This is a genomic window from Streptomyces sp. NPDC060028, from assembly GCF_042736725.1.
GTDB lineage: Bacteria > Actinomycetota > Actinomycetes > Streptomycetales > Streptomycetaceae > Streptomyces.
The window spans coordinates 57086-76871 of record NZ_JBHWVJ010000016.1 but is presented as its reverse complement, the minus strand read 5'-3'; the positions used below and the strand labels follow the sequence as shown (position 1 = coordinate 76871).

The following is a 19786-nucleotide window of genomic DNA, read 5'->3' as shown; positions in this document are numbered from 1 at the left end:
TCCCTTAGCGCCATTGATCTGGAGGCTGACAGACGCGGTCGTCCAGAGGTGCGGAGGAGCCGATTTCAGTCGGCAGGGTGCTCCCCTTGGGCGATTTCGACCCCGCGGTGCAGCCATACGGCACCCGCCAGCGAGGACGCGCCCGCCGCCGAACACAACAGAGCAACGGCCAGCAGTGCGGGGGCGACGCGCCGGGCGGGTGCCTGGGCGAGCAACGCCTTCACCCGGGCGGGGACCGGTCCGGTGACCGCACGGGCAACGAGCACGGAGCCCCCCGCCCTCCCCGTCCCACCGCTGGCTGCCAGTGCCGCGCGCCCCACGGCGCGTGCGGTGAGCGCCCGGCTGCCGGTGGCGCGAGCGGCGCATTCGTCCGCCGCCCGTTCGGCGGCGAAAGACACCTGGGGGACGACGGCGGCGAGCGCCGGATGGCACCATCCGGCGAGCTGGGCGGCGGCGAGGAAGAGGTAGTGGCGCGAGGCGAGATGAGCGCGTTCGTGAACCAACAGCACCTCCCGCTCCCCCGGGTCCAGGGACCGCAGCATGCCGCTGGTCACCACGACCCGGCCCGGCCCCTTCAGACCAGGCAGGGCGTAGGCGTCCGGGCGGGGGTCATCCAGCACGCACAGCCCTGCGGCGTGCGGGAGATGAGCGATGTCGCCGTGCGCGCTGCGCAGCCGCTGTGCCTCGGCCAGTCCACGCCGCATCACGATGACGGCGATCACCGCGGCAGTCCCGGCGGCCAGCACAGAGACACCCAGCGCGAGATGCACCGGACCGGCCCGGAGCGGCTGAACCAGGTGCACGAGGGCAACCACGGGCGGGATCGTCAGGGCGAGGGGCAGCAGCAGGAACCCCAGGCACACCACGACTCCGGCGGCGAGCACCACGGAAGCGGCGGTGATCGTCCCCAGAGCGACCTCAGGCCTGACACGGGCGGCCGTGCGCCGGGCGAGCGGCGGCAGGAACCAGGGCAGCAGGAGAGGGACGAGCAGCAGCGCGATCACTGGCCGCCTCCCTCCAGCAGACGCCTGAGCTCTGCCTCGTCGTCGGGGCTGAGCCCCTCGACGAACCGAGCCAGGACGACGCTGCGGTCGCCGTCCTGGTCGAGCTCGCGGTGCATCCGGCGAGCGGTAAGGCCGTGCGCGTCCTGCACCGGAAAGTACGCGAAACCCCTTCCGTCGGGGTTCCGGTCGATGACGCCCTTCTCGTACAGCCGGGCGAGCAGCGTCGCGACCGTGGTCCGGGCAAGCGGCTGCGGTATCGCGGCTCTGACCTGCGCCGCCGACTGCGGCTTCCCCGCAGCCCACAGGGCAGCCAGGACGCTGGACTCCAGCTCACCAGCGGGCCGGCGTTCGCTCGAGCTGTCCGTCATGGAACGTTCCTCTCACAAGGTCGTCTACAGTGAGGTAGACCGACTACTGTTCTGTAGACATGAGGCGGGTGAGCCGCCCCCGTGCGACACGGGAGCTCTTGTCTGCGGCGGTGAGCCCCACCCCGACCACCATTATCGACGGGACCGTGCCGATGCCCCTTGCACTGCTCGCCACCGCAACGCCGGTGCACCTTGCCGTGAACCTGCTCGACGCCCAGTCCCTGCTGGCCGCCTTCGGAACGATCGGCATCGCGGTCATCCTGTTCGCCGAAACCGGCCTTCTCCTCGGGTTCTTCCTGCCCGGCGACTCGCTGCTGTTCACCGCGGGACTGCTGTGCGCGGGATCGGCCACCTCTCCTGGGCACCTGTCGCTCCCCTGGGTCCTGCTCGCCTCCGCAGCCGGCGCCCTGGCCGGCGCACAAACCGGCTACCTGCTGGGCCGCAAGGCGGGGCCCGCGTTCCTGACCCGGACGAAGTCCCGCAAGATCAGCGAGGGCGCCGCACGGGCGGCGGAGATCCTCGAGCGCTACGGGTATGCGAAAGCGATCGTCCTGGCCCGCTTCCTGCCCATCGTACGGACCGTACTGAACCCCCTCGCCGGGATCCTGAACGTACCGGCCCGCACCTTCGCCCTCTGGCAGGTCCTGGGCGGCCTGCTGTGGACCACCGGTCTTGTCCTGGCCGGCTACGCACTCGGCGCCTCCGTTCCCAACGTCGACCGCTACCTGCTGCCGATCATCGCGGTCATCGTCGCCGTGTCCCTCATCCCGGTGGGCCTGGAGCTGCTGCGTTCCCGTCGCGCCGCACGCACCGACGTCAGCGCCTGACACCACTCGGCAGGAGCGGCGACCCTCTGCGCGAGACACACCGGACCGGCCTCGCACCGTGGCATACGCTCCTCCGGAGCCAGACCGACAGAGGAGGGAGCGGCGGTGCGGATCATCATCGAGGACATTCCAGATGCCTTCGGCAGGGAACGCCCTCGGCGTCCTCGGCCGACGCCCCCTTCCCCGTAGCCCCCGTCCCTCACCCTGGCTCCGGCTCCGGCGCCGCACGAAGGGGCGGGCGACGCTCCGCTCAATGCGCCGCGAACTGCGGCCGCGCTCGCCTCCGCCGCACCCTGTCACGCCCGGGAGCCGTAGGACAGCCACGGACTCCCTGGATGTCCGCGCACGGATCGGACACGTGAGCATGCTCCCGACGTCGAAGGCCCTACGGAGAGCTGCGCTCAGCCGCCCTGCCGGGTACGCGGCGGACGCTGGGCGCGTGTGCTCAGGACCAAAGCGAAGAGGAGACCCACGACGCCCGGCATGGTGACGGCAGACCGGTAGGCGGAGTCGACCACCAAAAGGCCGACCAACTGGACGCCGAGCGCGACGGCGACGAGCAGTTGGGCCCAGCCGAACAAGCGCGGGCGGACGATGTGCCGGCGCTGCCAGGGCAGCAGCCAGCCTCGACTGATCGCCGCAACACCGGACGCGGCGAGCAACAGCGCCGCCGCACCGATGGGTACCGAGAAATACAGGCCAAATCTCATGTCGACCCTCCCGCTTCCGTGGGAGCGATCATGTCAGGCAGCCTTCGGCCCACCTTCAGGAGGTGACGGTGGCCCGGGAGGGACGCCAACACTCCTTCGGACCAAGATCCGGACCATACGCGTGCGCACCCGCGCTCAGGCCACGGCCGCGAGTTGGTCACTCCAGGGGCGCGATTGGGCGCGCTCACTGCGCCATCCGCCTGATCCAACCAGGGGGCATGGGAGGACTTGGCAACCCCGCCGCCCCTCCCATGCCCCCGCGTGCTCCCGGCCCGGCCGGAAGTGACCGAGCAGCACGGACGGTGGGCCGCCTCCAGCACCTCGCCGGTGCCGCCGCGGTTGCCCTCTCGACGACCCTCGGAGCAGCACCCGCCGACGAACCCCGGCCGGCCGCCGGACCGACACACCCGCAGCGGCCCAAGCAACCCGAAGCGCGGATACCGGCCGTGACGCCCCCGTACGGCGTGAGCCCGGCTCGGGCAAAGCGCCGGTGAAGTCGGACAGGCAGACGGGACCGAACCACTGCCGCGGCCCTCACCGTTGAGCCCCCGAACACGCAAGGGGGCCGTATTGGCGCGGTCACACCGCGCTCGTTCCTGGCTGGAGACAGCGCCGCGGTCCGGATTTCGGGCAGGGCCTTGCGCAGCGCAAGCGTTGTGCTTAATCTCTGGGCGTTGACGAAAACGACAACCGTTTTCACTTACAGATGGAGGACACGCATGCAGTCGCTCGCTTTCGAGGAGCTCCAGGCCGACGGTTCGCTGGCCGCCCCGCAGGGTCCGGGGACCAACGCCCTCGTGCACAACCCGTTCGCGTTCGAGGACCTGGCGGCGGACGGTTCGCTGGCCGCCCCGCAGGGCCCCGGCACCAACGCCCTCGTGCACAACCCGTTCTCCTGGACTGCCTGAGCAGTCGCTGAGCGGGCAGCGCCGGTCCCCGGTGCCTGACCCGCACGACGCCGCCACCCGCGGCCGGGCCACGGGTGGCGGCACCCATCGACGGAACGGCATGGCACCACCGAGGAAGGCAATCCCCATGGACCGCATCGCTCGCGGGCACCACCTGTACCCGGGCCCCGACGGAAGCTGGCGGCACAGCTCGCCAGACGGGCACTTCACCCGCATCCGCGGTCCGCACGAGTTGCTGTCCGCCGCCCAGAAGCACGTCTACGGCGCCGCCGATCCGGCCGAGGTCGATGAAAACGGCCGCGCCCTTCGTGCTGCGCTCCACGCACGCGGCGTACTCACCACCGCCGCCGATGGGCAGGCTGCCGACGCGGACACCGCACCGTGGAGCGTCCACATCGAGGGCGACAACCCGATCGCGCACGCGGTCGCGGCTCTCCTTCCGCCCACAGCGCGCCTCAGCACAGGGCCTCTTGACGAAGAGGTGATCCGCGCCGCCGACTCCGTCGTCTCCTGCGCCGGGTGGCTTCCTGATGCGCGCTGGCAGCAGATCGACGACTGGTGCAAGAGCCACGCCACCACCTGGCACCGCTGCCACGCCGAGGGGCTGCGCTTCGTCCTCGGCCCCCTCTCCGTCCCCGGATCCACCGTCGGCTACGCCGATACCCGCGGCCGCATCCTCGCTGCGGCCGGCCTGCCCGACGAACTGGCAGCACACTGGGCGTACTTGGACCACGGCCACGCGGCCGATGCGACCGGCGACGCCCTGCCGCCCGTTCCGTGGCCCGGCCCCGCCGCTGCCGCCGTACTCGCGGGGCTGCTGGTCGAGGACCTGCTGCGCCTGCGCACGACTGGTACACCGGCGGCCCGCAACGTGCAGTTGGTCGTGGATGCGTCCACTGCCACGGTTTCCCAGCACCTCGTACTGCCCCTTCCCGTCACCGCGGGAGCCGCGGGATGAACGCCCCCATGCCCGTCCGGGCCAATGAGCGCGTGGCCGGCTGGGACGGCACTCCCCTCGCCCTGGACATGCAACTCCCCCCGCACAGCGCCTGGCCGGTCCCCACCGTGGTGACCCGTACGCCGTACGGTCGCAGTAGCCACCTCGCCGAGGGTGCGGGCTGGCGGCGCAGGGGCTTCGCCTACGTCGTCCAGGACGTGCGGGGACGCTACGACTCGGACGGAACCTGGCAGCCGTACCACAACGAGCGCGGCGACGGCGCGGCCCTGGCCGACTGGATCCTCAAGCAGCCCTGGAGCGACGGACGGCTCGTCGCCTACGGCGGTTCGTACGCCGGCAACACCGCCTGGGCTCTCGCCGCGGAACGCCCGGACGCGGTTCGGGCCGTGGTCAGCATGGGGCCGTCGATGGCGCTGGGCCGTACCAAGTTCGAGCGCGGCGGCATCCTGCGGCTGGCCGAGCACGCCGCCTGGTGGCTGGAGCGTGCCGACGGACGCACCAGCCGCGACGGTCTGACCACGCTCATGTTCCGTGAGCGCCCCGGACTGCTGGACCACCTCCCCGTCATGGAGCTCGCCGACCGGCTCGGTGCGCGCCTCCCCGGCTGGGCCCAGGTGATCGAGAACGGTCCCGACCACCGGGCCGAGGGCCCGGACACCGGCGAACTCGAATACCTTCCGGCGGCTGCCCTGCACATCGGCGGCTGGTACGACCTCCTCGTCGACGAAGTGCTGGAGCACTTCCACCACGCGGGCAGCGCCCTGACCCCGCGTCCGTCCCGTGCCCTGGTGATCGGCCCGTGGGGCCACGACCTCGCGTACACTCCCGGCACCCGGATCGGGGACCGGGAACACGGAGCGCAGGGACGCCTCGACCTGGGGGCGCTCCAGGTCGGCTGGCTGCGACACGTGCTCGGCGGAACGGGTCAAGGGACCAGTGGGACGCGGGTGTTCACCGTGGGCGCGGACCGGTGGCGCACGGGTGCGTCGTGGCCGCCGGCCTCCACCGAAGCCGTCTGGCACGCACACCCGGACGGGACGCTCGCGCCGCATGCCGTTGCCGCCGCCGGCGCTGTCCGGTTCCTCTACGATCCCGCGGACCCCTACCCCTCCCGCGCACCGGGTGTCGACCGGGCGCCGCTGGCAGCCCGGCGCGACGCCGTACGGTTCACCAGCGCGGCGCTGGAGGCGCCGATGACGGTCGCCGGGAACCCGGTCGTCGTGCTGGATGCCGATTCCAGCGCGGCCTCGACGGACTGGATCGTGCGCTGGAGCGAGATCACCGCCGATGGCCGCTGGCTGGAGCTCGCCCAGGGCAGCGTGGACACCGGACACGCGCGGGGCGCGGGCCCGTACACGATCGAACTCACTCCCCTGGATGTCACCGTGCCCGCTGGTTCACGCCTCCAACTGGAGGTCACGAGCAGTGACTTCCCCCGACTGGCCCGCTCCCTCGGCACCGGCGCGGACCGCTATCGGGGCACGGTCTGCGCCATCGCGGAGCAGACCGTACGCACCCGGCCGGTGGACGGCACCCGCCTGATACTGCCCGTCGCCACCGCCGAGGAGCCCACCCCGTGAACGCCGCAGCTTCCCCTCTGCTCGACGCACGGACCGGGCTGATCACCCGGCTGGAACCGCAGCGCCGCCGCCCCGGACTGCCCCGGATGTGGGTCGGCTACGGCGCGAGCGTCGGCCGTACCGATGTGTTCGCGCCCTGGCTGGCCGACCGCTTCGGCTTCGGCGCCTCCGCCGGAGACGGCGAGCGGGCGCGGCGGGCCGCCGTCGGTGAGGCCGTGGAACGGTACTGTGGCAACGCCATCCCCGGCGGCCTGCGCATGTGTTCCTACCGCGAGTTGACGGTCCTCGGCCACCAGGCTGTGGATCCGCAGATACTCGCGCTCTACTCCCCGGGCCAGTACGCCACCCCCGGCTTCCCCTTCACCCCCTTCACACGGGACCTGCCCGTGGCCTGGACTGCGGGCCGGGACCTGCACGACGGCGGAGAGGTGACGGTGCCCGCCTCACTGGCCTGGCTGGACTACTTCCACGGCCCGCGCGCCGCCGAACCCGCCACCCACTCCCTCGTCTACTCCGGGATCGCCGCCGGCGAGAACCGCGCCCACGCCGAGCGCTTCGCCCTCGAAGAGCTGATGGAACGCGATGCCACCACCCTCTGGTGGAGCACCGGTGCCGAAGCCCCCGCGTTCAGCGACGCCGCGACGGTCACGGCCCGCCTCGGCGGGCCCGCCCCGGGCGAGGGACCCGGCCCGTCGGTCCGCCTGCTACACATCCCGTCCGAGTTCGGCGTACCGGTGGCCGCCGCCTTCCTCCAGGACCCGGAGCGCGGCATGGTCGCCTTCGGCAGCGCCTGCCGGGCGACCCCCGAACTCGCCGCGGAGAAGGCGCTGGTCGAGGCGTACGGCCTGTACTCGCTCACCCGGCAGCTTGCCGAGCCCGGTAGCGAGGTCTGGCAGGCCGTCGGCTCCGGGACCCTGGAGAGCCACGTCTTCCGCCCGTATCGCGCCGACCGCAGCTACCGGGACGCGTTCCGCAGGGACTACCGCGACCTGACCGACCTGCCGGCCATCGCCCAGCTCTACCTGGACCCCCGGATGCAGGGCGCCCCGCTGGACCACCTGCGCGGACCGGCCCACACCACATTCCGCGAGGTCCCGGCGGTACGGGAGGACGACCCACGCGGCGTCTACCTGGAGCGCCTCGCGGCCGCCGGGCTGCGCGCGTACAGCGTGGACCTGACGACCCCCGACGTCGCCGCGGCCGGGCTGGCCGTCGTACGCGTCGTCGTCCCCGGGCTCGTCGGCAACGCGCCCCCGGCCTTCCCCTACCTGGGCGGTGAGCGGCTCTACCGCGTACCGGCCGAACTCGGCCTGGTCCGGAGGCCGCTGCGCCAGGACGAGTTGTACCCCCACCCCCTGCCGCTGGCCTGACGAGGACCCGAGGATCTCCATGCCCTACCCCCTGCTGACCGATCCACGTACCGGAATCGTGCGCCAGCTCACCCCCCGAGCCGTCCCCGACCGCTTCCCGGCCGGTTTCGAACTCCTCGCCTCCGAACTGTCCGACACCACCCGCTTCTGCTCCTGGCCCGCCGACGCGGCGGGTGCCGGATACGCGTTCGCCGATCCGGATGCCGTGCTCGGCGCGGCCCTCGGCGAGGCCGCCGAGCGGTACTGCGGCAATCTGGTGCCCGGCGGCCTGGTCCGCGCCTCCTACCAGCACCTGCGCGGGCAGGGAACCCGCGCCCTCGACCCGGAGAGCCTCGCGCTCTACGGGGCCGAGCAGTACGCAGATGCGGGCTTTCCGCTGACCGCGCTCACCCGGGACCTCGAAGTGGAGTGGGCCGAAGGCATCGACCTCGCCGACGGCGCACCGGTGCTCGTCCCGGCGTCCCTGGTCTGGGTCTCGTACGTGTCCGCCGATGTCGAACAGCGCGGCCCGCGGACGAATCCGGTTATCCAGGCGGGTCTGGCCGCGGGCGCCACCTGGGAGGACGCCTGCCTCGGCGCGCTGGGCGAGGTTGTCGAGCGGGACGCGATGACCATCGGCTGGCACGGGCGGGCCGGTCTGCGCCCGCTCACACCGCCGCAGTGGCTGGAGCGTTTCGCCCGCGGCCCCGGCGGAGACCTGGACACGCGCTTCGTGTCGTTCCCCGAGCTGTTCGGGATGCCGGTCGCGGGGGCTCTCGTCCGTGACAGGGCCACCGGATATCTCACCCTGGGCGTCGCCGCTCGCGCAGACCGCGAGGGCGCGCTCCTCAAGGCCTTCGGCGAGGCCTTGCAACTCCAGCTGTTCAGCGCCGACTACGACGATCCCGACGGGCCGTACATGCGGGCGGCCGCCGATCCGCGCAGCCCGCTCAAGCCATGGCGCAAGGAGCGCGACTACGGGTCGGTCTACCGAGAGGACCTTCGCGATGTCGTGGACTACGGCTGCCACCTTCAGCTCTATCTCGACCCGGACGTCCAGCAGACCTTCGAGAGGGAACTGGCGCTGGCGGTGACCGAGGCCCCCGCCGCCGGCCCGGTCACCAGGCCCATCGATCCGGGCCGCCCGGCCGGAGAAACGCTCAAGGCGCTCGTGGCGCGGCTACGCAAGGCGGGTCACCAGGTGATCGCCGTGGACGTGACGACGCCCGATGTCAGGGCGGCGGGTCTGAGCGTCGTGCGCGTGGTTGTCCCGGGCCTGTACTCCAACACGGCCTCCGGCATGCCCTTCCTCGGCGGCGAGCGGCTCGGCGCCGCCCTGGGTACAGCTCCGCGCCGGGCACTGCCACTGCCCCACTGACCTACCTGATCGACACCCCGAAGGGGCCTGCCGTGACCAACCCGCCGCACGCAGTCGACGAGGCGTCGCCTCCCGGCCCACTGCGCGAGCCCGACCCTCCGCGCGCGACGAACACACCGTCCCGACCCCGCGCCGGGCTTCGTCCCGCCCGGGCCGTCCACCCCACCCCGGACACCTCGGTCCGTACGGCTGCTCCCCGCCGCGTGCTGCGCGTGCGCGGGCTGATGGCCTGTCTGCTGCTGCTCCTGCCGGTCGCCGCACTTGCCTCGGTCTCCCTCGGCGCGGTCTCACTGCCGATGGGCGACGTCTGGCAGGACCTGGTCGGTCACCTGTCCGGCGCAGGACGGCCCGCGCAGGTCAGCGGCATCGATGACGCCATCATCTGGGGCTCCCGCGTACCACGGACCCTGCTGGCGGTGATCGCCGGCGCGGGACTGGCCGTCGCCGGCGCCGTACTCCAGACCGTCGTACGCAACCCCCTCGCCGACCCCTACGTCCTCGGCGTCACCTCCGGGGCCTCCCTCGCCGCCGTCGCCGTCCTCACCCTCGCCCCGGCCGGCCTCCTCGGCCCGCTGCACCTGGGGGTATCCGCGGCTGCCTTCGCCGGAGCCTGCGCCACCCTCGCGCTGGTCGTCACCCTCGGCCGCAGACACGGCGCCCTCGCACCCGCCCGGCTGGTGCTCGCCGGTGTCGCCCTGTCCTACCTGCTCCAGGGGGCCACCAGCTACCTCCAGCTGCGGGCCCGGCCCGACCAGCTCTCCGGGGTGCTGTTCTGGCTGCTCGGCTCGGTCGCCGGCGCCCAGTGGCAGGATCTCGGTCTCCCCGCGGCAGTCGTCGTCACCTGCACGGCGTGGCTGCTGCTGCACGGGCGCTCGCTCAACGCCCTCGCGATGGGTGGGGAAACCGCCGTCCTCCTCGGCGTACGGGTGGACGCGCTGCGGCTGCAACTCCTTGCCGTGTCCGCCGTACTGACGGCCGCCGTCATCGCCGTCGCCGGCGGCATCTCCTTCGTCGGCCTGGTCGTGCCGCACAGCGTGCGCCTGCTCATCGGTGCCGACCACCGCTCCCTGCTGCCCGCCGCCGCACTGGCCGGGGCGCTCTTCCTGGTACTGGCCGACGTGGCGGCCCGTACCGTCGCCGCGCCCATGGAACTGCCCCTCGGCATCCTCACCGCCGTGGCCGGCACTCCCTTCTTCCTGTGGCTGCTGCGCCTCGACCGTGCGGGAGGGGAATCCTGATGAACGACCTGACCCTGTCGGCGCCCGCCCCGCTGATGGAAGCGCGCCTGGAGGCGGTGACCCTCGACATCGGCGGCTCGCGGGTCGTCACCGCTGCCACCCTGTACGCGGCTCCCGGTGAGATCGCGGGCATCGTCGGACCCAATGGCAGCGGCAAGTCCAGCTTGCTCCGCGCCGTCTACCGGGCCCTGCGCCCCAGCTCGGGAGCGGTACTCGTCGGCAGTGACGACGTGTGGCGGACCCTGACCCCGCGCACCGCCGCACGCCGGACGGCCGTGGTCGCCCAGGAGAATCCGGCCGCCTTCGACTTCACCGTTGCCGAAGTCGCCGCGGCCGGCCGGACCCCGCACAGCGCGCCTTGGTCCGCCGACCGCTCCACCGACCGCCGCATCGCCGAGGAGGCACTGGACCGCGTCGGCATGGCGCACACGTCGGACCGCCCGTACGCCACCCTCTCCGGCGGCGAGAAACAGCGGGTCCTGCTCGCCCGCGCCCTCGCCCAGCAAGGCGGACTGCTGGTGCTGGACGAGCCGACCAACCACCTCGACATCGGTACACAGCTGGACCTGATGGAGCTCGTCCGCGACCTGAACGTCACGACGCTCACCGCCCTGCACGACCTCAACCTCGCGGCCGCGTACTGCGACCGCGTCCACGTCCTGCATCACGGGCGCCTCGTCACCTCCGGGGCGCCGCGGGACGTGTTCACGCCGGAGCTGCTGGCCGAGGTCTTTCACGTCGATGCCGTGCTCGGCACGCATCCGCGCACCGGGCGACCCCAGTTGAGCTTCGCACCCCTTCCCGCCCCCGTCCCCGCACCTGCAACAACGGAGTAGCCAGATGAACCACCCCACAGCCCGATCCCAGTCCCTGCGCCGGCGGACGCGACCAGCCCTCGCCGGCACGGCGGCAGGGCTCGCCGCCCTGCTCACCGCATGCGGCTCGCCCGCTCCCGCCGACTCCGGCAAGCCCGCCGCCGCGGTGGCGGATGCCGGGAACCGCACGACGTACCCGGCGCAGGCCAAGAACTGCGGCCGTACCGTCACGGTCGACCACGCACCCGAGCGCATCGTGTCGTTCTTCCCCTCCAACACCGAACTTCTCCTGGAGCTCGGCCTGAAGGACCGCATCGCCGGCCAGACCTGGACCAACCAGTCCCCGCCCAAGCCCGCCTACGCCGATGCGTACAAGTCGCTCAAGGTCCTCGCGCCCGGTGAAATCTCCCGGGAGGCCCTGCTCGCCGCCCGGCCCGACTTCATCCTGGCCGACGGCGAGTACCAGTTCGACGGCACCAAGCTCCCCACCATCGGCGAACTGGCCAAGCTGGGCGTCCCCGTATACATCGACAGCGCCTTCTGCCCCCAGACCACCGGCACCGCCACCCTCGACGCCACGACCGCGGACCTCACCGCACTCGGGACCCTGCTGGACGCCAAGGCCCCGGCACAAAAGGCCGCGACCGCCCTGCGCGAGCGCCTGGCCGCCGTCGACAAGACGGTCGACGCCCGGACCGCAACCCCGGTCGCCATGGTGCAGATCGTCGACAAACAGCTCTACGCACTGTCCGGCGGCCTCTACACCGACATCCTGCGCCGGGCAGGAGGCAACGACCTGCTGACCGCCACCGTGCCCGCAGGCAGCAACTTCGGCCCCTACTCCGCCGAGGACCTCGCCAAGAAGGACCCCGACGTCCTCGTCTACAACTACACGGGCGAGGAGGACCGCGCCGCCTCCGAGGCATGGCTGCGCAGCCACCTCGGCGCCACCAAGGCCGTCGTTAACCACCGGCTCGTCGCGGTGCCGGCCGCCGATTTCTCCGAACTGCGCGCGGTCGACGGCACCGTGGCTCTCGCCAAGGCCCTGCACCCCGACGCTTCCTGAGCACTCACCCCGAACCACGCCCCTGGGGGAACCGGCCGTCCCCGACCCCCAGGGGCGTCCGCCCACCACCGTCCCAGGAGCCCGACCATGGCCCACCGCACCGGCTTCGGCCTCTTCCTCACCGCGCGAGCCGTCTCCTGGGCCGGCTCCTCGATCACCGCAGTCGCGCTGCCGGTCCTGCTGTACACACGCACCGGAAGTGCGTCGCTCAGCGGCCTGCTCACCGCACTGGAGGCCCTGCCCTACCTCGTGCTCGGCCTGCCGGCGGGCGCACTCGCCGACCGGTGGGACCGGCGCCGCACGATGAGCCTATGCAGTTGGTGCAGCGCCGCCCTCATAGCCGCGATACCGGTCGCGGCCGCCCTCGACCTGCTCACCACGGCGCAGCTCATGGTGACCGGACCGGCGGTCTCGGCGGTCTTCGTATTCTTCGACGCCGCGGCGTTCGGGGCCCTCACCACACTCGTGGGACGCGACGGCCTTGCCCGCGCGACCGGACGCATGATGAGCGCGAGCACCCTGATCGGCCTGCTGGGTCCCTCCGCCGCCGGAATCCTCGTCGCCACCCTGAGCGCCCCCGCCGCCGTCACGCTCGACGCCCTCAGCTACGCGGCCGCCGCGCTCCTCCTGACCCGACTCCCGCTCGCCGTGGCCGATCGCACCGCAGCTGACGACCGGCCACCCGCACACCGCGCACTCGTCGGGGAGATGGCGGAGGGGCTGCGCTACATACGCGGGCACCCGATCGTGCGCCCCCTGACCCTTCTCGGCATCGGCAACAGCTTCACCGAAGGCGCCGTCGTCGGGCTCATAGTGGTCACCGCCGTCCGCCGGTTCGACCTGAGCCTCGACGACGGACGCATAGGCCTCTTCTGGGCAGCGGCCGCCACCGGCGCACTCATCGCCGCCACCGCACTGCCCCGGCTCCAGCAGACCGTACCCGTCGGCTGGATCACCCTCGCCGGACTCGCCGCCAACGCCTTCTTCCTCGCCTGCTGGGCCCAGTCGCCCGGACTCGCCGTGGGCCTCGCCGCCCTGGCCGCGTGGCAGGCCTCCAACACCCTCGTGAGCCTGAACGGCATCGTCATCCGCCAGCGGCTCACCCCCGACCACCTCCAGGCGCGGGTCAACACCACGGCTCGGATGATCGCCTGGGGCAGCCAGCCCCTCGGCGCGGCCGCCGCGGGCGTACTCGCCGACGCGGTGGGCGTGCGGACCGCACTCCTGCTCGCCTGCCTGGCCGCGCTCACCTCTCTGGCGGCAGGACTGACCACGCAGCTACGCCGAAAGGCCCTGACCGAGGAAGTCGTCTGCTCATAGGGCAGGCGCCACCGTAGCGACGTACGCCGCTGTGCGCAGCGACGGCAAGGAGAGGAGGAAGACTGCCGCGATCACAAGGGTGATGGTGCCGCCCGCCGCGAGGTTCCACCGCGTGGACAGCTCCAGGCCGAGCGCGCAGGAGCCGGTGCCGACGCCCCTCGAGATGAGCGTCGTGGTGCGGATGCGGTCGGTCCACAGGCAGGCGGTGGCGGCGGGGCCGACGATCAGGGCCATGGCCAGCATGACGCCGATGGCCGGGGCAGTGACGACGATCACCGCTTCGACCAGGAGCAGCATCAGCAGGTCGAGGGCGGCCACCGGATAGCCGGCGGCGCGCTGCCTCTCGGGGTCAAACGCCCCGTACAGCAGCTCCTTGTGGAGCGCGAGGAGGACAACGAGCACTACGGCGCCTACGCATGCCGTGGTGGCCAGGTCCTGGCTGGTGACGGTGACGATCGAGCCGGTCATGAAGGCTTCGAGGTTCTTGCTGAAGCTGCTCGCGTCGGCGGGACAGGGCGAGGACGCACAGGCAAGACCACCAGGCACACGACAGCGCCTCCGAGATAGATCTGAATGAGGACGCAGCCGGCCGGTGAACACCAATGTCGTGGAGCGCTGGGCCGCCCACGCCGGCCGCAGCGGCGGCTTCACCGACCTTGAGCACACCATCGAGCTCAGCGGCATCTGCGCACGCTGCCGACCCACCGAAGGTGAGCGATCCATGCCGCCAGGCATTCCCCTGTCCCACCGATCACCGCACCTGTCCAGCCTCAAAGACGCCGTACACCGCCTGCTGGGCCTCGACGACGACACGGCCGTCATCATCCGGCAATTCGCCTCCACCGAACCCGGTCGGCCACCCGTCAAGACCACCGTGACCGCGCTGCCCATGAACGGCAAAGCTCGGCACTGGACGCTGCACCGTTCCGTCGAGCAGGTCACTGACGAGGATCCGCTAACCCTGCTCACGCCCTAATTTGGCAATGGAATCCATTTTCATATAGCGTCTGCGATCGTTCGCCTACCGAGGAGATTCGCCATGGCCGTTCCCAAGCGGAAGATGTCCCGCAGCAACACCCGCCACCGCCGCGCCCAGTGGAAGGCCACCACCCCGCAGCTGGCGCCCCTCACCATAAACGGCTCCGTGTACCTCGTGCCGCAGCGGCTGCTGAAGGCGTACGAGCGCGGCCTGCTGCGCCCCGAGGGCTGAGTCGATGACCGGCGCCACCGACGGCCGTCTGCCCGTCACCGTCCTGTCCGGATTCCTCGGCGCGGGCAAGACCACCCTGCTCAACCACATCCTGGGCAACCGCGAGGGCCTGCGCGTCGCGGTCATCGTCAACGACATGAGCGAGATCAACATCGACGCCGCCCTCGTGCGCGGTGGCGAGGCCGCGCTGTCGCGCACCGAGGAGCGCCTGGTCGAGATGACCAACGGGTGCATCTGCTGCACCCTGCGCGACGACCTGCTGGAGGAGGTCGACCACCTCGCCCGCGAGGGCCGCTTCGACTACCTCCTCATCGAGTCCAGCGGCATCTCCGAGCCCATGCCGGTGGCGGCCACCTTCGCCTTCCCCCGGGACGACGGCGCCACCCTCGGCGATCTCGCCCGGCTCGACACCATGGTCACGGTCGTCGACGCGGCGAACTTCCTGCCCGAACTGACCGGCGGGGACGGCCTCGCCGAGCGCGGACTCGACCAGTACGAGGACGACGAGCGCACCGTCAGCGACCTCCTGATGGACCAGATCGAGTTCGCCGACGTCATCGTGCTCAACAAACTCGACCTGGTCGGCAAGCGCAGCGCCGACCGGCTCCGAGCAGCCCTCTCCCGCCTCAACCCCGTCGCGCAGATCGTGCCCGCCACCCGCGGACGCGTGGAGCTCCACGAGGTCCTCGGGACCGGGCTGTTCGACCTGGAGCGCGCTCAGGAGGCCCCGGGCTGGGTCATGGAACTCAACGGTGACCACGTCCCGGAGACCGAGGAGTACGGGATCTCCTCCGCCGTCTTCCGCTCCGACCTCCCCTTCCACCCGGGCCGGTTGTGGAACTTCGTCACCAAAGGCCTCGACAGCGGCACCTTCGGCCAGATCCTGCGCTCCAAGGGCTTCTTCTGGCTGGCCAGCCGCATGCACACGACCGGTCTCTGGTCGCAGGCCGGCGCCGTGGCCCGCTTCGAGCCCTCCGGCGCCCGCGATACGGACACCACCCAGGGCCAGGAACTGGTCTTCATCGGAACCGGACTGCGCACCGAAGCCCTGCAAGCCGCCCTGGCCGGCTGCCTGATGGCCGACGGAGAAACCCTGCCGCACGGCGACCCGTTCCCACCGTGGGACACGTTCGGCATCGATGACACCTGCGAGTACGAGCACCTGGAGCCGGTGCCGCAGGCCTGAAGACTCCGGGCCGGGCAGTGGTCGCAGCCACGGCACTGCCCGGCCCGGTATCACCGCCCCTGCCACCCAACGGTGCAGGGGCGGCCTTCTTTCCGTTGCTCAGCCGGGAAAGGCCTGGCAGGTTCGACCGATCCTCCCGTTCCCGCCGGTACCTGCGACTGGGCAGACTGCCAGCCATGACCGACACCTCACAGCCCGCCGACATCACCCCCGACCAGGAGAAATGGCTCACGCCGGGCGTGAGGGGCATCGGATCCGCCAGCTTCCTCGCCGACGTCGGCCACGAGATCCCCACCGCTCTGTTGCCCTCGCTGCTGACCTCCACCCTGGGAGCCCCGGCCGCCGCCCTCGGCGCGATCGAAGGGATCTCCGATGCCCTCGCGGGCGCGGCCCGCTTCGGCGGCGGCGTTCTCACCGACGACCCGTCGAGGCGGCGCAAGGTCGCAGTCGGCGGCTACGCGACCACCGCCGTCCTGGGCGCGGCGACCGCCGGGGCCACGGCCGTGTGGCAGGTCGGTCTGCTTCGCGCTGCCGCGTGGACCGCTCGCGGCCTGCGTGTGCCGGCCCGAAACGCGCTCCTGGCGGACATCGTTCCCGCGAAAGCGTACGGACGGGCCTACGGGTTCGAGCGGATGATGGACAACCTCGGCGCGATCTTCGGCCCGCTCCTCGCCCTCGGCCTCGTCGCCTGGCTGGGAGTCCAGTGGGCCATCGGCCTCTCCGTCATCCCCGGTCTCCTCGCGGCCGGCGCGATCGTCTATGCGATCCGCAAGACCCCGCGCCCCATAGGCCGGGACAAAGTCCCGCTCAAGCTCCGCGTCAAGCCCGTCCTCAAGGGCGACCTCGGCAAGCTGCTGGCGGCTGTTGCCGCATTCGAGGTCGGAAACGTCGCCGCAACCCTGCTGATCCTGCGCGCTTCGGAGCTACTCACTCCCGAACACGGTACGCAGACCGCGACGACGATCGCGCTCGGTCTCTACACCGCCTACAACGTAGCCGCCACCATCGCCTCGGTCCCGGCCGGCCGGCTCTCCGACCGGCTCGGCCGACGCGGGCCGGTCCTGGTCCTGGCCGGCGGAGTCGCAGCATTCGCGCTCTCCTACGGCCTGTTCACCGTCGACGCCACCGCCATCGGGCTTCTCGTGATCCCGTTCGTCCTGGCCGGTGCCGGCATCGGCGCGGTCGAGACCGCCCAGCACTCGGCTGTCGCCGCCCTCGCCCCCAAGGACCTGCGCGGTTCCGCCTTCGGCATGCTCCCCACCGTCCAGTCCCTCGGCAACCTCGCCGCCAGCGCCATCGCCGGAATCCTCTGGACCGCCGTCTCCCCGACCGCGGCCTTCACCTACCTCACCGCCTGGATGGGCATCGCCCTGACCGGGCTCCTCATCAGTTCCCGGCGTCGCTGAGCCCCGTGGAGGTCAGGGACTACCGAGGAGCGGGTCAGGCGCGGCCGTCCAGTACTCCTGGCCGCGCGACAGTTCTGTGTCAGTGAGCAGGGCTTCGTCCAGAGCGGAACGGACCCGTTGTTCGTTCAGGTCGATGCCGGTGAAGACGATCTCGTTGCGCCGCTCGCCGTAGTAGTCGTGCCAGAACCATGACGCGAGAGTCCGCCGCTGGGGTGAGGCCGCCTCCCAGGCGGTGCAGTCCCGGCTTCCAACCAGCGGTCGGCTTCGAGCAGTTCCAGGTGCGCCCCGGCCGAGCGCCAGGTGCCGACGGCGTCAGGACGGCTGGACAGCCACAGGTGGCCACGACTGCGGGCCACGCCCATCATGACCGCTCCCAGAGCGTCCGCAAGCCGTTCGGGGTGCAGCGGTCGCCGCGCCTGCCACAGCACCGAATTCACACCATGCCTGCTGTCTCCGGGTGAGTACGGCAGAATCACCGGTTCGAGCCGTGTCCGCCATCCCTCGCTCGCACCGGTCGGAGCCGGCTGCGTGAGGAAGGGCGGAAGTCCGGCCGCCAGATCCCCGTCGTCGTGGACCGTCAGGCGTGCGGGTTGAGGTGGCCGATCAGCGCCGCAGCCCCGGGCACCCACGGGCTGTCGCCACCCGTCGGCATGGGAACGATCAGCGCGTCCGCCGACTCGACCTGCCGGGCGGCGATCGCGGCCGGGGTCGTGGGCGTGACACCGCCCGAGCCATCCCAGAGCGGCACGGCCCGGTGGACGCATCCGAGGTCGGCCGTGAAGGAGGCCGGGTCGACACCGGCCAGAACCGGCCCGGGATCATAGTGGTCCCCGAGGGAGCTCACGCCGATCCGGGGCCGCCACAGCTCCACCAGGAGCGGCAGGACATCCAGCTCCTGTGGCAGGGCGAGGATGACGTGGGGCCGTGTCATCGCTCGCCGGATGGCCAGCAGGTCCTGGCGGAGGATCACCACCGGATCCCCGGTCGCGCCCCGCGTCAGGTTTTCTCGCAGCTGCGTACCGGCTCCGGAGGTGAACCGCTGCACCACCGGATATCCGCTGCCGCGGTCCTGGATCGACACGGCCAGCACCGCCGCACGCGGGCTGGCACGCAGCAAGTGATCCACCACCAGGCCCCGGACACCGGGGGTGTTCCCGGTGACCACGCTCAGCAGGCCCTTGGACAATCGGCTTCCCATCAGTCGAGGTGGGCGACGCGCGGGGGCGCGGGTGCTGGCCGCAGGCGGGACGGCAGAGTGCCGTCGTCCGGCAAGCCCGCCCGCAGCCATACAGCGACGGTTTCGGCGTCGGCTTCATCGGCCGTCGGCCCCAGGCGTACGGCAGCGCCATGGGGCTTGCGGTCCCGGGTGCATGGCTGGACTGCGGCATGCAGACCGGCGGTGCGGCGGCACCGCAGGAGGCTGCCCAGGCGTCCGGTCGAGACCATCACCGCGTGGGGGCAGCCACGGACAGCCTGTCGCAGCCGGTCGATCACCTGACCACTCGCCGGGCTCTGGCAGTTCACACAGACAACCGGGGTGAACGGTCGTGTCGACCGGCCCGGTGATCCGTGGTTCATGGAGCCTCCCACGCTACTGACATCACCTTCCGCTTCTCCGGCGTGCCCACATCCCACCGGAGACGTGGGCACGCCTGCCTTGCCGGTCTGCTGGACTACCGGCCTACCAGGACGACTTGGTGACCCCGGGGAGGAATCCGGCGTGCGCCTGTTCGCGCATGCCCACCCGGGACAGCCCGAACTTCCGGATGTGTCCGCGGGGCCGCCCGTCCACGCTGTCGCGGTTGCGGACCCGGGTCGCGCTGGCATTGCGGGGCTGCTTGCGCAGTTGTGCCATCGCGGCCGCGCGTTCGGTCTCCGTGGAGGACGAGCGCCGGATGACTTCCTTCAGTTCGGCACGCCGGGCGGCGTACCGCGCGACGACCGTCTTCCGCTTCTCGTTCTGCGCGATCTTGCTCTGCTTGGCCATCAGACCTTCACCCCCCGGGCCCGGATCCGCGCCACGGCAGCCTCGACACCGATGGTGTCCACGGTCTTGATCGCCTTGGCGGAGAGCCTCAGCCGCACGTACCGACCCTCGCCGGGAAGCCAGTAGCGCTTGCGCTGGACGTTCGGGTCGAACCGGCGTGAGGTTCGCCGGTGCGAGTGGGAGATGGCGTTCCCGAAGCCTGGCTGGGCGCCGGTCAGTTGGCAGTGGGCGGACAAGGGGTTACCTGCCTCTCTTGAGACGTCTCTTTGTTGGTAATGGAATTCATTGTCATATACTAGCGCCATGGCTCGCAACGAAGTACGCCCGATCGTCAAGCTCCGCTCCACGGCGGGGACCGGCTACACCTACGTCACCCGCAAGAACCGCCGGAACGATCCCGACCGCATGGTGCTGCGCAAGTTCGACCCGGTGGTCCGCCGCCACGTCGACTTCCGCGAAGAACGCTGACCCCGCCC

General features: G+C 71.6%; 23 protein-coding genes and 1 pseudogene. 15 read left to right on the top strand and 9 right to left on the bottom strand.

What is annotated here, in order from left to right:
* Positions 1-65: 65 nt before the first annotated feature.
* Positions 66-1004, bottom strand: a complete 939-nt coding sequence (locus tag ACFWBF_RS11410; protein ID WP_385598759.1) for a M56 family metallopeptidase — start codon at positions 1002-1004, stop codon at positions 66-68.
* On the bottom strand, positions 1001-1372 hold the full coding sequence (locus tag ACFWBF_RS11405; RefSeq protein ID WP_385598756.1) for a BlaI/MecI/CopY family transcriptional regulator: 372 nt from the start codon (positions 1370-1372) through the stop codon (positions 1001-1003). Before ACFWBF_RS11405 ends, ACFWBF_RS11410 begins: the two co-directional genes overlap by 4 nt.
* 152 nt (positions 1373-1524) lie before the next feature.
* On the opposite strand from ACFWBF_RS11405, the gene ACFWBF_RS11400 reads away from it, so the two are divergent.
* On the top strand, positions 1525-2199 hold the full coding sequence (locus ACFWBF_RS11400) for a DedA family protein (protein ID WP_385598753.1): 675 nt from the start codon (positions 1525-1527) through the stop codon (positions 2197-2199).
* 401 nt (positions 2200-2600) lie between these two features.
* On the opposite strand, the gene ACFWBF_RS11395 is transcribed toward ACFWBF_RS11400, so the two are convergent.
* Entirely contained in the window at positions 2601-2909 is a 309-nt protein-coding gene (locus ACFWBF_RS11395) for a hypothetical protein (protein ID WP_385598750.1), read from the bottom strand.
* A 719-nt stretch (positions 2910-3628) separates the two neighbouring features.
* Here ACFWBF_RS11395 and ACFWBF_RS11390 point away from each other — a divergent pair.
* From ACFWBF_RS11390 to ACFWBF_RS11350, 9 genes are all read left to right on the top strand, one after another.
* The gene (locus tag ACFWBF_RS11390) at positions 3629-3817 is read left to right on the top strand and encodes a streptamidine-related RiPP repeat protein (RefSeq protein ID WP_385598747.1); all 189 of its coding nucleotides are present in this window, start codon (positions 3629-3631) and stop codon (positions 3815-3817) included.
* Positions 3818-3944: 127 nt separating this feature from the next.
* Positions 3945-4775 carry a hypothetical protein gene (locus tag ACFWBF_RS11385; protein ID WP_385598744.1) on the top strand — a complete coding sequence of 277 codons (831 nt, stop codon included), beginning with the start codon at positions 3945-3947 and terminating at the stop codon, positions 4773-4775.
* Positions 4772-6355, top strand: coding sequence for a CocE/NonD family hydrolase (locus ACFWBF_RS11380; protein WP_385598741.1), 1584 nt, complete (start codon positions 4772-4774; stop codon positions 6353-6355). Before ACFWBF_RS11385 ends, ACFWBF_RS11380 begins: the two co-directional genes overlap by 4 nt.
* Positions 6352-7725 carry a YcaO-like family protein gene (locus tag ACFWBF_RS11375; protein ID WP_385598738.1) on the top strand — a complete coding sequence of 458 codons (1374 nt, stop codon included), beginning with the start codon at positions 6352-6354 and terminating at the stop codon, positions 7723-7725. Before ACFWBF_RS11380 ends, ACFWBF_RS11375 begins: the two co-directional genes overlap by 4 nt.
* A 19-nt stretch (positions 7726-7744) precedes the next feature.
* The gene (locus ACFWBF_RS11370; protein WP_385598735.1) at positions 7745-9082 is read left to right on the top strand and encodes a YcaO-like family protein; all 1338 of its coding nucleotides are present in this window, start codon (positions 7745-7747) and stop codon (positions 9080-9082) included.
* Positions 9083-9306: 224 nt separating this feature from the next.
* The gene (locus ACFWBF_RS11365) at positions 9307-10320 is read left to right on the top strand and encodes a FecCD family ABC transporter permease (protein WP_385598851.1); all 1014 of its coding nucleotides are present in this window, start codon (positions 9307-9309) and stop codon (positions 10318-10320) included.
* Positions 10321-10355: 35 nt separating this feature from the next.
* Positions 10356-11156 carry an ABC transporter ATP-binding protein gene (locus ACFWBF_RS11360; protein WP_385598848.1) on the top strand — a complete coding sequence of 267 codons (801 nt, stop codon included), beginning with the start codon at positions 10356-10358 and terminating at the stop codon, positions 11154-11156.
* A 4-nt stretch (positions 11157-11160) separates the two neighbouring features.
* Positions 11161-12201: an ABC transporter substrate-binding protein gene (locus ACFWBF_RS11355; RefSeq protein ID WP_385598732.1), complete on the top strand. Its 1041-nt coding sequence runs from the start codon at positions 11161-11163 to the stop codon at positions 12199-12201.
* Between the two features lie 87 nt (positions 12202-12288).
* Positions 12289-13521, top strand: coding sequence for an MFS transporter (locus tag ACFWBF_RS11350; protein WP_385598729.1), 1233 nt, complete (start codon positions 12289-12291; stop codon positions 13519-13521).
* On the opposite strand, the gene ACFWBF_RS11345 is transcribed toward ACFWBF_RS11350, so the two are convergent.
* Positions 13516-14067 carry a metal ABC transporter permease gene (locus tag ACFWBF_RS11345; RefSeq protein ID WP_385598726.1) on the bottom strand — a complete coding sequence of 184 codons (552 nt, stop codon included), beginning with the start codon at positions 14065-14067 and terminating at the stop codon, positions 13516-13518. The two genes, ACFWBF_RS11350 and ACFWBF_RS11345, sit on opposite strands and share 6 nt — an antisense overlap.
* 46 nt (positions 14068-14113) lie before the next feature.
* Between ACFWBF_RS11345 and ACFWBF_RS11340 the strand changes: the two genes are divergently transcribed.
* From ACFWBF_RS11340 to ACFWBF_RS11325, 4 genes are all read left to right on the top strand, one after another.
* Positions 14114-14497: a hypothetical protein gene (locus ACFWBF_RS11340; protein WP_385598723.1), complete on the top strand. Its 384-nt coding sequence runs from the start codon at positions 14114-14116 to the stop codon at positions 14495-14497.
* 63 nt (positions 14498-14560) lie between these two features.
* Entirely contained in the window at positions 14561-14731 is a 171-nt protein-coding gene (gene rpmF / locus ACFWBF_RS11335; RefSeq protein WP_385598720.1) for a 50S ribosomal protein L32, read from the top strand.
* Positions 14732-14735: 4 nt separating this feature from the next.
* Positions 14736-15917: a GTP-binding protein gene (locus ACFWBF_RS11330; protein WP_385598717.1), complete on the top strand. Its 1182-nt coding sequence runs from the start codon at positions 14736-14738 to the stop codon at positions 15915-15917.
* Positions 15918-16093: 176 nt separating this feature from the next.
* Complete coding sequence (locus ACFWBF_RS11325) at positions 16094-17323, top strand: MFS transporter (RefSeq protein WP_385598713.1); 1230 nt, start codon at positions 16094-16096, stop codon at positions 17321-17323.
* A gap of 12 nt (positions 17324-17335) precedes the next feature.
* Here ACFWBF_RS11325 and ACFWBF_RS11320 read toward each other — a convergent pair whose 3' ends face one another.
* The 5 genes and pseudogenes from ACFWBF_RS11320 to rpmB form a co-directional block, all read right to left on the bottom strand.
* On the bottom strand, positions 17336-17578 hold the full coding sequence (locus tag ACFWBF_RS11320) for a GTP-binding protein (protein ID WP_385598846.1): 243 nt from the start codon (positions 17576-17578) through the stop codon (positions 17336-17338).
* Positions 17579-17697: 119 nt separating this feature from the next.
* Positions 17698-17751: pseudogene (locus tag ACFWBF_RS11315) on the bottom strand (hypothetical protein); the annotation flags it as partial.
* 149 nt (positions 17752-17900) lie between these two features.
* Positions 17901-18521 carry a hypothetical protein gene (locus tag ACFWBF_RS11310; protein ID WP_385598710.1) on the bottom strand — a complete coding sequence of 207 codons (621 nt, stop codon included), beginning with the start codon at positions 18519-18521 and terminating at the stop codon, positions 17901-17903.
* A 483-nt stretch (positions 18522-19004) separates the two neighbouring features.
* A complete protein-coding gene (gene rpsN / locus ACFWBF_RS11305; protein ID WP_385598707.1) occupies positions 19005-19310 on the bottom strand; it encodes a 30S ribosomal protein S14 in 306 nt (101 codons plus the stop codon).
* Positions 19310-19546 carry a 50S ribosomal protein L28 gene (rpmB, locus tag ACFWBF_RS11300; RefSeq protein WP_385598704.1) on the bottom strand — a complete coding sequence of 79 codons (237 nt, stop codon included), beginning with the start codon at positions 19544-19546 and terminating at the stop codon, positions 19310-19312. Before rpmB ends, rpsN begins: the two co-directional genes overlap by 1 nt.
* Before the next feature lie 67 nt (positions 19547-19613).
* Here rpmB and rpmG point away from each other — a divergent pair, with 67 nt between their 5' ends.
* Positions 19614-19778 carry a 50S ribosomal protein L33 gene (gene rpmG / locus ACFWBF_RS11295; protein ID WP_030162346.1) on the top strand — a complete coding sequence of 55 codons (165 nt, stop codon included), beginning with the start codon at positions 19614-19616 and terminating at the stop codon, positions 19776-19778.
* Positions 19779-19786 lie beyond the last annotated feature (8 nt).

Excerpts from the sequence above, each read along its gene's own strand:
- ACFWBF_RS11405 (WP_385598756.1), bottom strand. The coding sequence starts at position 1,372 with ATGACGGACAGCTCGAGCGAACGCCGGCCCGCTGGTGAGCTGGAGTCC.
- ACFWBF_RS11400 (WP_385598753.1), top strand. The coding sequence starts at position 1,525 with ATGCCCCTTGCACTGCTCGCCACCGCAACGCCGGTGCACCTTGCCGTG.
- ACFWBF_RS11395 (WP_385598750.1), bottom strand. The coding sequence starts at position 2,909 with ATGAGATTTGGCCTGTATTTCTCGGTACCCATCGGTGCGGCGGCGCTG.
- ACFWBF_RS11390 (WP_385598747.1), top strand. The coding sequence starts at position 3,629 with ATGCAGTCGCTCGCTTTCGAGGAGCTCCAGGCCGACGGTTCGCTGGCC.
- ACFWBF_RS11385 (WP_385598744.1), top strand. The coding sequence starts at position 3,945 with ATGGACCGCATCGCTCGCGGGCACCACCTGTACCCGGGCCCCGACGGA.
- ACFWBF_RS11380 (WP_385598741.1), top strand. The coding sequence starts at position 4,772 with ATGAACGCCCCCATGCCCGTCCGGGCCAATGAGCGCGTGGCCGGCTGG.
- ACFWBF_RS11370 (WP_385598735.1), top strand. The coding sequence starts at position 7,745 with ATGCCCTACCCCCTGCTGACCGATCCACGTACCGGAATCGTGCGCCAG.
- ACFWBF_RS11365 (WP_385598851.1), top strand. The coding sequence starts at position 9,307 with ATGGCCTGTCTGCTGCTGCTCCTGCCGGTCGCCGCACTTGCCTCGGTC.
- ACFWBF_RS11360 (WP_385598848.1), top strand. The coding sequence starts at position 10,356 with ATGGAAGCGCGCCTGGAGGCGGTGACCCTCGACATCGGCGGCTCGCGG.
- ACFWBF_RS11355 (WP_385598732.1), top strand. The coding sequence starts at position 11,161 with ATGAACCACCCCACAGCCCGATCCCAGTCCCTGCGCCGGCGGACGCGA.
- ACFWBF_RS11350 (WP_385598729.1), top strand. The coding sequence starts at position 12,289 with ATGGCCCACCGCACCGGCTTCGGCCTCTTCCTCACCGCGCGAGCCGTC.
- rpmF (WP_385598720.1), top strand. The coding sequence starts at position 14,561 with ATGGCCGTTCCCAAGCGGAAGATGTCCCGCAGCAACACCCGCCACCGC.
- ACFWBF_RS11330 (WP_385598717.1), top strand. The coding sequence starts at position 14,736 with ATGACCGGCGCCACCGACGGCCGTCTGCCCGTCACCGTCCTGTCCGGA.
- ACFWBF_RS11325 (WP_385598713.1), top strand. The coding sequence starts at position 16,094 with ATGACCGACACCTCACAGCCCGCCGACATCACCCCCGACCAGGAGAAA.
- ACFWBF_RS11310 (WP_385598710.1), bottom strand. The coding sequence starts at position 18,521 with ATGGGAAGCCGATTGTCCAAGGGCCTGCTGAGCGTGGTCACCGGGAAC.
- rpsN (WP_385598707.1), bottom strand. The coding sequence starts at position 19,310 with ATGGCCAAGCAGAGCAAGATCGCGCAGAACGAGAAGCGGAAGACGGTC.
- rpmG (WP_030162346.1), top strand. The coding sequence starts at position 19,614 with ATGGCTCGCAACGAAGTACGCCCGATCGTCAAGCTCCGCTCCACGGCG.